9 protein-coding genes are annotated in these 12,239 nt (G+C 54.0%); 6 read left to right on the forward strand and 3 right to left on the reverse strand.

Annotation, left to right across the window (positions count from 1 at the left end):
• Positions 1–23: 23 nt before the first annotated feature.
• Positions 24–2,456 (reverse strand): bifunctional aspartate kinase/homoserine dehydrogenase II, encoded by a 2,433-nt coding sequence (metL, locus tag NA389_RS19070; RefSeq protein WP_000110807.1) that lies wholly within the window; start codon positions 2,454–2,456, stop codon positions 24–26.
• 2 nt (positions 2,457–2,458) lie between these two features.
• Positions 2,459–3,619, reverse strand: coding sequence for a cystathionine gamma-synthase (gene metB / locus NA389_RS19075; RefSeq protein WP_000197211.1), 1,161 nt, complete (start codon positions 3,617–3,619; stop codon positions 2,459–2,461).
• A gap of 264 nt (positions 3,620–3,883) precedes the next feature.
• On the opposite strand from metB, the gene metJ reads away from it, so the two are divergent.
• The 3 genes from metJ to NA389_RS19090 all read left to right on the forward strand — a co-directional run bounded on the left by metJ (position 3,884) and on the right by NA389_RS19090 (position 7,312).
• Positions 3,884–4,201, forward strand: a complete 318-nt coding sequence (gene metJ, locus NA389_RS19080) for a met regulon transcriptional regulator MetJ (RefSeq protein WP_000852811.1) — start codon at positions 3,884–3,886, stop codon at positions 4,199–4,201.
• 457 nt (positions 4,202–4,658) lie between these two features.
• Complete coding sequence (locus tag NA389_RS19085; RefSeq protein WP_000899640.1) at positions 4,659–6,449, forward strand: aryl-sulfate sulfotransferase; 1,791 nt, start codon at positions 4,659–4,661, stop codon at positions 6,447–6,449.
• Positions 6,450–6,649: 200 nt separating this feature from the next.
• Complete coding sequence (locus NA389_RS19090) at positions 6,650–7,312, forward strand: TIGR02117 family protein (RefSeq protein WP_000792791.1); 663 nt, start codon at positions 6,650–6,652, stop codon at positions 7,310–7,312.
• Between the two features lie 44 nt (positions 7,313–7,356).
• Here NA389_RS19090 and rpmE read toward each other — a convergent pair whose 3' ends face one another.
• The gene (rpmE, locus tag NA389_RS19095; protein ID WP_000715284.1) at positions 7,357–7,569 is read right to left on the reverse strand and encodes a 50S ribosomal protein L31; all 213 of its coding nucleotides are present in this window, start codon (positions 7,567–7,569) and stop codon (positions 7,357–7,359) included.
• A 203-nt stretch (positions 7,570–7,772) separates the two neighbouring features.
• Between rpmE and priA the strand changes: the two genes are divergently transcribed.
• The 3 genes from priA (at position 7,773) to ftsN (ending at position 12,228) form a co-directional block, all read left to right on the forward strand.
• The gene (gene priA / locus NA389_RS19100; RefSeq protein WP_000109395.1) at positions 7,773–9,971 is read left to right on the forward strand and encodes a primosomal protein N'; all 2,199 of its coding nucleotides are present in this window, start codon (positions 7,773–7,775) and stop codon (positions 9,969–9,971) included.
• Positions 9,972–10,125: 154 nt separating this feature from the next.
• Entirely contained in the window at positions 10,126–11,151 is a 1,026-nt protein-coding gene (gene cytR / locus NA389_RS19105) for a DNA-binding transcriptional regulator CytR (protein ID WP_000841328.1), read from the forward strand.
• 93 nt (positions 11,152–11,244) lie between these two features.
• On the forward strand, positions 11,245–12,228 hold the full coding sequence (ftsN, locus tag NA389_RS19110) for a cell division protein FtsN (RefSeq protein WP_000068805.1): 984 nt from the start codon (positions 11,245–11,247) through the stop codon (positions 12,226–12,228).
• The last annotated feature ends 11 nt before the right edge of the window (positions 12,229–12,239 follow it).

A 12,239-nucleotide genomic window follows, 5' to 3' on the forward strand; every position in this document is an offset into this window, starting at 1 on the left:
CCGCTATCCGGCAGGCAGGCGTATTACAATAGCTGCGCCAGGCGGTTGATGTCAGACTGAATCGCCCCGGCGGTCACATCGCGACCCGCGCCCGGCCCACGGATCACCAACGGGTTATCGCGATACCAGCGGCTTTCAATAGCAAAGACATTATCGCACGGCAGCAGCGCCGCCAGCGGATGCTCCGGACGCACCGCTTCAACGCCGACGCGCGCTTTGCCATTGGCGTCGAAACGCGCCACGTAACGCAACACCAGCCCCAGTTCGCGGGCTGCCTCCAGACGCTGCACCATCTGTTCATTCAGCGCGTCGCCGTTTTCGAAAAAGTGATCGATAGACCCTTCTTCACAGTGCGCCGGCACCAACGATTCTACACGCACCTGATCCGGCTCGATGTCGTATCCCGCCTCGCGCGCCAGAATCACCAGCTTACGCATGACATCTTTTCCGGAAAGATCGACGCGCGGATCGGGTTCGGTCAGCCCCTGCTGCCAGGCCTGATCCACCAGATCGGTAAACGGCACCGTGCCGTCAAATTGCAGGAACAGCCAGGATAGCGTCCCGGAGAAGATCCCGCTGATCGAGAGAATCGTATCGCCACTGTCAATCAGATCCCGCACCGTGTGGTTGATCGGCAATCCCGCGCCCACGGTGGCGTTATACAGCCAGTAACGCCCGGTTTTTTCAAACGCGTCATGAATCTGGCGATACTTATCGCTGGCGCTTGCGCCCGCCAGTTTATTAGCGCTAATCACATGAAAACCGTGGCTGGCGAAATCAAGGTACTGATCGGCCAGTTGCTCGCTTGCTGTCACATCCAGCACCACTAAATCATCATACGGATGCGCACGCATCCACAGGAATAGCGACTCTTCGTCCTGCTCAACGGCTTCATCATCAAAGAATGCCAGCGCGCGGCTGGCGTCCAGCCCTTCATAATTCAGCAGGCTACGGCGGCTATCTACCACGCCCGCCAGCACAAATTCAAAACCAGTACGCGCGGAAAGCGTGCTTTGTTCACGGGCAAACAGTTCCAGCCAACGGGAACCGATGTTCCCCTTACCGAACAGCATCAGGCCGATGCGTTTTTCGGCGCGGAAAACCGACTGATGCAGCCCCTGAATCAGGCTCTCAGTCGGGCCGGTACGCAGCACCGCCACCAGACTGATGCCCTCCTCCGACTGCCAGGTAAATTCCACTGGCTGACCTTTAAGCTGCTGCCAGAAGCGATGGCAGTGTAGCGGATTGCGAGTGACGCCCGCACCGACCATCGCCACCAGCGCCAGCCCCTGCCGCAGGCGCAATTCGCCCGGCAGCCCGACATCGTCGAGGAGTTTCAGTACGCTATCCGCTACCTCGGCGGTATAGCAGAACTGTAATAACTGGCGATCGCGATGCACGCCCACCGCCAGCGGACGCACCTGCGCCCGTTTTAAAATGTGGTCGAGCTCTTTATGCGCCAGCCTGAAATCCTGGCTGGCGGGCACCTGAAACTCAATCAGACAGATATCATCGTGACTGGTCACGATACGCGCGCCCGTCCCGGAAGCCAGCACCCGTTCAATTCGGGTTGAACCTTGATCCGGCGTGTAGCTACAGCGCAACTGCAAATCGATATCGCTGCCGGACACTGGCTGTAGCGTGCGGGCGTGCAGAACAGGCGCCGCCAGACGCGCCAGCTCGCTGGCTTCGTCCAAACGCAGCAACGGCAGCAGGCAGGCATCTTTCACTTTGCGCGGGTCGGCACTATAAACGCCCGCGACATCGCTCCAGATGGTCACGCGGGAAACGCCCGCCAGCGCGCCGATTTGCGTGGCGGAATAGTCGGAACCGTTCCGGCCTAACAGGACCGTTTCGCCGTCATGATTGCGGCTGATAAAGCCGGTCACGACCAGACGTTTGCCAGGATGCTGCGCCAGTAGCTGTTGCAATAAAGGATAAGATAGCCCTTCATCAACCTGCGGCTGTGCGGCGCGTTCGGCGCGTAAAAATGCGCGCGCGTCCAGCCAGGCGGCATCCAGCCCCTGCTGATTCAGGACGGCGGACATCAATCTCGCCGACCAAATTTCGCCGTGTCCGACAATCTCGGCATAGACGGCATCCGTTACGCCGCCGTCGAGCAAGGCGGCAAGACGTTCCAGATCGCTGATAAAAGCGCTGGTTAAGTCATCTGCCGCGTCGGCGGGAAGCAGCCCGCTAATCAGATCGCACTGGTAGCGGCGTAACGTCTGTAATACCTGATGCGCAGAAAGGCGATCGGTCTGGCTTAACTTGAGCCAGCTAATCAACTGGTTGGTGGTACTGCCTGCGGCGGACACTACCATCATATCGTCAGGCTGCGAATACTCCGCCATAATGCCTGCGACACGCAGGTAACACTTCACATCCGCCAGACTACTGCCGCCAAATTTATGCAGTTGACGACCTTTCGCCCCTGCCTGCGCAATCACACTCATGTTTACCCCTTGTTTGCAGCCCGGAAGCCATTTTCCAGGTCGGCAATTAAATCTTCGCCATCTTCAATACCGGTGGAGATACGCAGTAGCGTTTCGGAGATCCCGGCGGCGGCACGCGCCTGCGGCGACATACCGGCATGCGTCATGGTGGCGGCGTGAGAGATCAAACTTTCCACTCCCCCTAAAGATTCCGCCAGCGTAAACAGCGACAGCCCGCCCAGAAAACGACGCAGCGTCTCCTCATCCCCATCCAGTTCAAAACTCAACATTGCGCCAAAGCCTTTTTGCTGGCGCGCGGCAATTTCATGCCCCTGATTTTCCGGCAGCGACGGGTGATACAGTTTTTTCACCAACGGCTGGGTTTGCAGGTAATCCACAATCGCCTGCGCGTTGCGCTGCGCCAGCTCCATACGCGGCACCAGAGTTCGCAAACCACGCAGCAGCAGATAACTATCAAACGCCCCGCCCGTCACGCCAATATTATTCGCCCACCACGCCAGTTCAGTGACCATTTCCGGATCTTTAGCAATCACCACGCCGGCCACGACATCCGAATGACCGTTGAGATATTTCGTGCATGAATGCAACACCAGATCGGCACCCAACGCCAGCGGATTTTGCAGCGCCGGGCTTAAAAACGTGTTATCAACGACGCTCACTGCGCCCGCCTCGCGCGCCAGCCGACAGATTTTCGCAATATCCACCACGCGTAACAATGGATTACTTGGACTTTCTACCAGCACCAGCTTCGGTTTTTCTTCCAGCGCCGCCTGTAAGGCGCGTTCATCGCCCTGATCGACAAACCGCACACGATAACAGCCGCGTGTCGCCAGACTGTCAAACAGACGATAACTGCCACCATAGCAATCATGCGGCGCGACCAGCAGATCGCCCGGCTTGAGGAAAACGGTGGTGACCAGATGAATCGCCGACATGCCGGTATTCGTCAATACCGCGCCCGCGCCGCCTTCCAGTTCCGCTAATGCGCGCTGAACCACATCACGCGTGGGATTACCGCGGCGGGAATAATCATGCGCGCGCGGCTCATTGAAACCGGTAAAGTTATAGGTACTGGAGAGATGGATTGGCGGCACAACGCAGCCGTATTGCTCGTCGTCGTTTAATCCGCTACGCACTGCGATAGTGGCCTGTTTACGCGTCATATGAAGATATTCCTGGCTGAGTCGGTGAAAGTCAGGCCACAGATTAACCACTACCACAATAGACGTCAATACATCTGGACATCTAAACTTCTTTGCGTATAGATTGAGCAAACCGCAAATAGCCGTTAAAATTATATGCATTAGCGCACATCTGCGACCGCTAACTTCGTGTCAGGGCCGCGCCACTACGGTAAACTACGCGCGATTATGGTCCGGGCTCAGGTTCAGACCTCAATATTAATGACGAAGAGGATTAAGTATCTCATGGCTGAATGGAGCGGCGAATATATCAGCCCATACGCTGAGCACGGTAAGAAGAGTGAGCAAGTCAAAAAAATTACGGTTTCCATTCCTCTGAAGGTGTTAAAAATCCTCACCGATGAACGTACGCGTCGTCAGGTGAACAACCTGCGCCACGCCACCAACAGCGAGCTGTTGTGTGAAGCATTTCTGCACGCCTTTACCGGGCAACCCTTGCCGGATGATGCCGATCTGCGAAAAGAGCGCAGCGATGAAATCCCGGAAGCGGCAAAAGAGATCATGCGTGAGATGGGGATTGACCCGGAAACGTGGGAATACTGATAGCAAAGCATGCGGTCAGAACGCCTCTGGCCGCGCTTTTTTAACGATTCCCGCCGTACACGGCTATCTCCGACATTTTTCTAAATGTTCATCTTCCCGAATAGCCCTCGGTGGATAAATTTGTCAGACATGATAAGTTTCTCTTCGTTATTTTCCTGAAAAAAATTCCCGGCATGCCATAACCGATATAATTTTATTATATTTAAACTTCCAATCTTTATTTAAAGTTTCACGTAGCAAAGCGCACATGAATAATAATACACCACCATATATTTACTGAACAAATAGTATAACGATGAGTATTGTTAAAAAGACCATAGACACCTCATATTTGTGACCAACATCATTATTCCCCTCCGCGGATTGTTTTACTTTTTTAAATGTTTTTTTCATCTCCAACAAATAAGAAAGTTAATATACATTCAACTTATCGATAATATCGAATGGGGAAATAAATATGTTATTTACAAGGAAAGTCTTACCTGTATTATGCTGCCTGTGTTTGAGCGGCAGCGTTTTGGCCTCAGGCGTTTTAGACCCAAACAGGCCAATGGTCGCATCAGCAGATGTCATTCCAGTACATGAAGGGCCATTAGGTATGGTCGATGTCGCCCCCTACGGCGGCGTTTTCCCATTAACAGCAATCATTAATAAAGCCAATCATAATGTACAGGACGTGAAGGTTACCGTTTTAGGGAAAGGGGAAAAAGGTATCCCGATCAGTTATGATGTCGGCCCGCAGGCTATAAATACCCATGACGGCATACCTGTATTTGGCTTGTATCCAGATTATGTCAATAAAGTTAAAGTTGACTGGACTGAAGAAGGTAAAAAACAAACTTATACGTGGTCCATTTACGCCGCACCGGTATCATTACCCTCTACTACCGGGCAAACTGCCGTTCTTCCTACGGTAGAACCGGTTAAAGTCGATAGCTCGCTTAAAAATCGCTTATATCTTTTTAACCATATAACAGGGATGCCAAGAGCCGGCCACATTATGCATGTCGCAGGCGGCGCGGCAAACTGGGATTATACCGGTATCAACTGGATTAGCGATACGAATGGCGATGTTCGCGGCTATATGAATATTGATAAATTCCGTAACCAGGATGATATAACGCGCTTTGGTTCCATGATGAGCTTCCATCAGGTTAACGATGGCAATCTTATTTTTGGCCAGGGTCAACGTTACTTTAAATATGATTTCTTAGGCCGCGTTATTTCCGATAAACGACTGCCAAAAGGATTTATTGATTTTTCGCACGCCATTACCGAAACGCCGAAAGGCACCTACCTGCTGCGTGTCGCAAAAGAAAATTATCCATTAAATGGTAAATACACCATCAATACGGTACGTGATCATATTCTTGAAGTTGACCAGAACGGCGATACCGTCGATTACTGGGATCTGCCAAAAATCCTCGACCCCTATCGTGACGACGTTATTCTGGCGATGGATCAGGGAGCGGTATGTTTGAGCGTCGATGCCGAACATTCCGGTCAGGTCATGACCAAAGAGCAGCTTGCAAAGCAACCCTTCGGCGATATCGCGGGTTCCGGCCCGGGCCGCAACTGGGCGCATGTCAACTCCGTCAGCTACGATCCTCGCGACGACAGCATTATCATTAGCTCGCGCCACCAGTCTGCCATCATCAAAATTGGTCGCGATAAAAAAGTGAAATGGATACTTTCCGATCCATCCGGCTGGAAAGGCGAACTGGCGAAAAAAGTGCTGAAACCCGTAGACAGCAACGGTAAACCGCTGACCTGCGAAGCGCACCACTGCGACGGTGGATTTGACTGGACATGGACACAACATACCGGTTGGTTAGTGCCATCCAAAAGCACCGGAGGTAAAACCGTCGTGACCGCCTTTGATAACGGCGATGCGCGCGGCATGGAACAACCGGCCATGCCGTCAATGAAATATTCCCGCGGCGTGGAATATCAGATTGACGAAAAAAATATGACGGTTTCCCAAATGTGGGAATATGGTAAAGAGCGCGGTTTTGACTGGTACAGCGCCATTACTTCCGTCACGGAATATCGCCCGGAAACCAAAACGATGCTCATGTACTCGGCTACAGCGGGAATGAGCGGTACAAAACCGATCGTTTCCGTTCTGGATGAAGTCAAAGACGGTACTCAGGATGTGATGCTGGAGCTAAAAGTACACAGTAACCGTGCCGGTATGCTGGGTTATCGGGCGCTGATTATCGATCCAGAGCAGATGTTTAAAAAATAAAGCGAGATAGTAAAAGTAAAACAGGCGGAAGCTAACTTCCGCCTGAATGGTTAAAACGTATTGTAGTTATGACATTCGCCTTATTGCCCTCGAAGAGGAATGCAAAAATATCAATGAATTACCAATCCGGCACCGACCCGATAAACGCAGCGTCATTAGACAAACGCCACAACATACCGCGCCTTTGCTGGTGATATGTCATGAAAAATCTCTTTATCGCCTGGTTAAGTTTACTGCTATATGGCTGCACAACCTTTCCACAAGCCGTAAAACCTACGACAGGCGGACATCCCTCCCCGACGGAAATCTATATCGTCAGTCATGGCTGGCACACGGGAATTATTGCGCCGGCCCATGATGTTAATACCGTTCTGCCACAGCTTAAAAAACGGTTCGCTCAGGAGACGCAGTGGTATGAAATCGGCTGGGGCGATAAGGGCTTTTATCAGTCACAAGAAATAACCACCGCGCTTACGCTCCAGGCCATGTTCTGGTCATCCGGCGCGGTTATGCACATCGTCGCCTTTTCCGGTAAACCAGAACGCTATTTCGCCGGTAGCGAGATAAAATCACTGCTCCTGCACACAAACCAGCGTAACAGTCTGATGCGTTATCTGGGCCGCAGCTTTGCGCGTGACGCAGAGGGTAATCTGATTCCGTTAAAACAAGGAATTTACGGCGATAGCCAGTTTTACGCCGCGAATGGCCGCTACGGCATACTCAATACCTGCAATAAATGGACAGCGAAGGGGCTGGAAAGCGCGGGACTGACTATAAATCCTTCGTTAAAACTCACGGCAGGAAGCGTAATGAAAGCGATTACGGATCACAGAATGTGTCTGAACAAATACTGTTATCCCTAGAAAACAAAAAAAGCGCCCTGCGGCGCTTTTTTTCTGGCGGTAACTTATTTGCTGCCAGGGATGCTGAAGCGCTTGTTGAAGCGCTCAACACGACCACCGGTATCAACAACACGCTGCTTACCAGTGAAGAACGGGTGGCATTTGCCGCACACGTCCAGGTTCAGGTCGTGACCCACGGTAGAGTGGGTTTTGATAACATTACCGCAAGAACAGGTTGCAGTAATTTCTACGTAATTCGGGTGAATACCTTTTTTCATGGGGAACCTCAGTGTAAGGCCGCGTCGCTCTTCCAGCCCTAACGCCAGACACCACGCGAAGTTAATAGTAAAGGGTTTGATGCTCACAACACGCACCAAAGGCGGCGAATCATACAGAATTTGACCACCGTATGCAAACTGATCCGCGCTCCCTTATCGTAATGTGTATACTACCCGACGAAATTTCAAGTCAGGAAGATGCTATGTCCGTCGCGCACGTTGCCTTGCCCGTTCCGCTTCCCCGAACCTTTGATTACCTGCTGCCGGAAGGCGGGGTCGCCAAAGCCGGGTGCCGCGTGCGCGTGCCGTTCGGCAAGCAGCAAGAGCGCGTGGGCATTGTCGTCTCGGTTAGCGACCACAGCGAATTGCCGCTCGATGAATTAAAATCGGTCATTGAAATCCTGGATAACGAGCCAATCTTTTCTCCCTCCATCTGGCGCTTACTCCTCTGGGCGGCGGATTACTACCACCATCCCCTCGGCGACGTTCTGTTTCACGCTCTGCCGGTTTTATTGCGTCAGGGAAAACCAGCCAGCAACGCGCCCCTATGGTATTGGTTCGCCACCGAAGAGGGGCAAGCCGTCGACATCAACAGCCTGAAACGCTCCGCCAAACAACAACAGGCGTTGGCGGCGCTGCGGCAAGGAAAGATCTGGCGCTATCAGGTAGCCGAGCTTGATTTTACTGACGCCACGCTGCAAACGCTGCGGCGTAAGGGGCTTTGTGAGCTTGCCAGTGAAACGCCCGCGTTTACCGACTGGCGGGAGCATTATGCCGTCACAGGAGAGCGCCTGCGGCTGAATACCGAACAGGCGACAGCAGTCGGCGCGATTCACAGCGCGTCGGACGGTTTCTCCGCCTGGTTGCTGGCAGGCGTAACCGGTTCCGGCAAGACCGAAGTGTATCTGAGCGTACTGGAAAACGTCCTCGCCCAGGGCAAACAGGCGCTGGTGATGGTGCCGGAAATCGGCCTGACGCCGCAAACGATCGCCCGTTTTCGCGAACGTTTTAACGCGCCGGTGGAAGTGCTGCATTCCGGGCTAAACGACAGCGAGCGTCTTTCGGCATGGCTGAAAGCGAAAAACGGCGAAGCGGCGATTGTCATCGGCACGCGCTCCTCGCTGTTTACGCCGTTTAAAAATCTTGGCGTGATTGTCATCGACGAAGAGCACGACAGCTCTTATAAACAGCAGGAAGGGTGGCGCTACCATGCCCGCGATTTGGCTGTGTATCGCGCCCATAGCGAACAGATCCCGATTATTCTCGGCTCCGCCACCCCAGCCCTGGAAACGCTATGCAACGTGCGGCAGAAAAAATACCGGATGCTGCGTCTGACGCGGCGCGCAGGCAACGCCCGCCCAGCCCTGCAGCATGTACTGGATTTAAAAGGCCAGCGTCTTCAGGCGGGACTGGCGCCCGCCCTTATCGCCCGTATGCGCCAACATCTCCAGGCCGACAATCAGGTAATTTTATTTCTTAACCGCCGGGGATTCGCGCCCGCGCTGCTTTGCCACGACTGCGGCTGGATTGCGGAGTGCCCGCGTTGCGATCACTACTACACGCTGCACCAGGCGCAGCATCATTTACGCTGTCATCACTGCGACAGCCAGCGTCCGGTACCGCGTCAGTGCCCCTCCTGCGGCTCCACACATATGCTACCGGTTGGGTTAGGGACGGAACAACTGGAGCAGGTGCTGGCGCCCTTCTTCCCCGGCGTGCCGATCTCACGAATCGACCGTGATACCACCAGTCGTAAAGGCGAGCTGGAGCAGCATCTGGCGGAAGTTCACCGCGGCGGAGCGCGCATTCTGATAGGCACACAAATGCTGGCGAAAGGCCATCACTTTCCGGACGTCACGCTGGTGGCGTTGCTGGACGTCGATGGCGCGCTTTTTTCCGCAGATTTTCGTTCGGCGGAACGCTTCGCCCAGCTCTACACTCAGGTTTCCGGCCGCGCCGGGCGCGCGGGTAAACAGGGCGAAGTGGTGCTCCAAACGCACCATCCTGAGCATCCCCTGCTGCAAACGTTACTGTATAAAGGCTATGATGCGTTTGCGGAACAGGCGCTGGCGGAACGGCAAACGCTCCAGCTTCCACCGTGGACCAGCCACGTCATTATTCGCGCAGAGGATCACAACAATCAGCAGGCGCCCGTCTTTCTCCAGCAGTTGCGTAATCTGATTCAGGCCAGCCCGCTATCAGACGATAAGCTGTGGATCTTAGGTCCGGTTCCGGCCCTCGCGCCAAAACGCGGCGGCCGCTATCGCTGGCAAATTTTACTTCAGCATCCTTCACGGATTCGCCTGCAACACATCATCAGCGGCACGCTGGCGTTGATCAATACGCTCCCTGAAGCGCGGAAAGTTAAATGGGTTCTGGACGTCGATCCGATTGAAGGATAGTCCTCACGATGCGAGGCGGATCGTAAAATTAAAGATCCATCACACTTTTTATGAAAATTCTGTAACCGCTTCCACGCACTATCTGATAAAAATGTTTTCGATGAGTGTTACCAGGGATAGATCTGCGCCAGCAGTTCCCAGGCGAGGAGAAAGAGTGAAATCGAACAAGCAGGTTACTGCCGCTACGATGAAGGATGTTGCGTTGAAGGCGAAAGTCTCTACGGCAACCGTATCCCGCGCGTTAATGAACCCCGATAAAGTCTCCCAGTCGACCCGTAGCCGGGTTGAACAGGCCGCGCTTGAAGTGGGTTATTTCCCGCAGGCGATGGGGCGAAATGTAAAACGCAATGAATCCCGTACGATTTTGGTGATTGTCCCGGATATTTGCGATCCCTTCTTCAGTGAAATTATCCGTGGTATCGAAGTGACCGCGGCAGAACAGGGGTATCTGGTGCTGATTGGCGATTGCGCCCATCAAAACCAGAAAGAAAAAACCTTTCTTAATCTCATCATCACCAAACAGATCGACGGCATGGTACTTCTCAGTTCCCGACTGCCCTTTGACGCCAGCGTTGAGGAGCAGCGCAATTTGCCTCCGATGGTGATGTCGAATGAGTTTGCGCCGGAGCTTGAACTGCCGACGGTACATATCGATAACCTCACCGCCGCGTTCAATGCCATGAACTACCTGTTGGATTTGGGCCACAAGCGGATTGGTTGTATTGCGGGGCCGGAAGATATGCCGCTCTGTCACTATCGCTTACAAGGTTACGTACAGGCATTAAGACGCAGTGGCATTGTGGTCGATCCGCATTACATCGCCCGTGGCGACTTTACCTTTGAAGCCGGGGCAAACGCATTAAAGCAGTTGCTTGAGCAACCGTTGCCGCCTACCGCCGTCTTTTGTCATAGCGACGTAATGGCGCTGGGCGCCCTCTCCTGGGCCAAGCGCCAGGGTCTGAAAGTGCCTGACGATCTGTCGATTATCGGCTTTGACAATATCGCGCTGGCCGAGTTTTGCGACCCTCCGTTGACAACCGTGGCGCAGCCGCGTTTTGACATTGGTCGCGAGGCGATGCTGCTGTTGCTCGATCAGATGCAGGGGCAAAATGTGAGCAGCGGCTCGCGTTTAATGGATTGCGAGCTGATTATTCGCGGTTCTACGCGCGCTTTACCCTAAAGTAAATAGCTTTAAGACTCACCTGTCTGGTCAAAGGCCCGCCGCTTCAGTAACATGACGGGCTGACGAACGAATAAATACAGCGAAACGATAGTGGCACAACGAGATTATGTACGTCGCGGCCAACCGGCTCCTTCGCGGCGCAAAAAGAGCACCTCACGGAACTCACGGAAGAAGCAAAGCAACATGCCTGCCGTCTCGCCGGCAATGGTCGCGATTGCGGCAGCCGTCCTTGTGACCTTTATCGGCGGTCTGTACTTCATTACTCACCATAAGAAAGAAGAGTCCGAAACGCTACAAAACCAGAAAGTCACCGGCAATGGGCTTCCGCCAAAACCGGAAGAGCGCTGGCGTTACATCAAAGAGCTGGAAAGTCGCCAGCCGGGCGTGCGTACGCCAACGGAACCGTCCGCCGGCGGCGAAGTCATGAATCCGAATCAGCTCACCAGCGAGCAGCGTCAACTCCTGGAGCAGATGCAGGCGGATATGCGTCAGCAGCCGACGCAACTTAACGAAGTGCCGTGGAACGAGCAGACGCCAGAACAACGCCAGCAAACGCTACAGCGCCAGCGTCAGGCGCAGCAGCAGCAGCAGCAGCAGTGGGCTCAAACGCAGCCTGTTCAGCAACCACGTACGCAGCCGCGGGTAAACGAGCAGCCGCAAACACGCACGGTACAGTCCGCCCCGGCGCAACCCGCGCGCCAAAGTCAGCCGCCGAAGCAGACGGCCTCGCAGCAACCTTATCAGGATTTGCTGCAAACGCCGGCGCATACCAGCGCGGCAGCGCCGAAAGCCGCGCCAATTACGCGCGCGCCTGAAGCGCCGAAGGCGACAGCAGAGAAAAAAGATGAGCGTCGCTGGATGGTGCAATGTGGTTCATTCAAAGGCGCCGAGCAGGCAGAAAGCGTCCGCGCTCAGCTGGCGTTTGAAGGCTTTGACTCCAAAATTACCACCAATAACGGCTGGAATCGCGTGGTTATCGGGCCGGTGAAAGGTAAAGAAAATGCCGACAGCACCATTAACCGTCTGAAGATGGCGGGCCATACAAACTGCATTCGACTCGCCACCGGGGGTTGAAACCCTCAAAA

It is taken from the genome of Salmonella sp. NW645, from assembly GCF_051703725.1.
GTDB lineage: Bacteria > Pseudomonadota > Gammaproteobacteria > Enterobacterales > Enterobacteriaceae > Salmonella > Salmonella enterica.